This window comes from Arthrobacter cavernae, from assembly GCF_017368795.1.
Lineage (GTDB): Bacteria > Actinomycetota > Actinomycetes > Actinomycetales > Micrococcaceae > Arthrobacter > Arthrobacter cavernae.
Genome location: NZ_JAFNLL010000008.1, coordinates 1 through 289 on the forward strand (window position 1 = coordinate 1; position 289 = coordinate 289).

At 65.7% G+C, this 289-nt stretch carries 1 protein-coding gene; it reads left to right on the forward strand.

Annotated features, from left to right (window positions below; translation table 11 throughout):
* Nucleotides 1-289 (forward strand): 30S ribosomal protein S2 (locus J1902_RS05020; RefSeq protein WP_207615159.1); only part of this gene is annotated, 289 nt, incomplete at both ends.

Here is a 289-nt window from a genome sequence, read left to right on the forward strand (position 1 = left end):
ACCAACTGCGACCCCGACGAAGTTGACTTCCCGATCCCGGGTAACGACGACGCCATCCGCTCCGTCAACCTGCTGACCCGCGTTGTTGCCGACGCCGTTGCCGAGGGCCTGATCGCTCGCCACAGCCGTGCAACCGGTGCTGCAGAGACCCCGGAAGAGCCGCTGGCCGAGTGGGAGCGCGAGCTCCTCGAAGGCAGCAAGGCTGCAGAAGCTCCGGCGGCTGAAGAAGCTCCCGCAGCTGAAGAAGCTCCGGCCGCAGAAGCAACTGAAGCTGCAGCCGAAGAAGGCA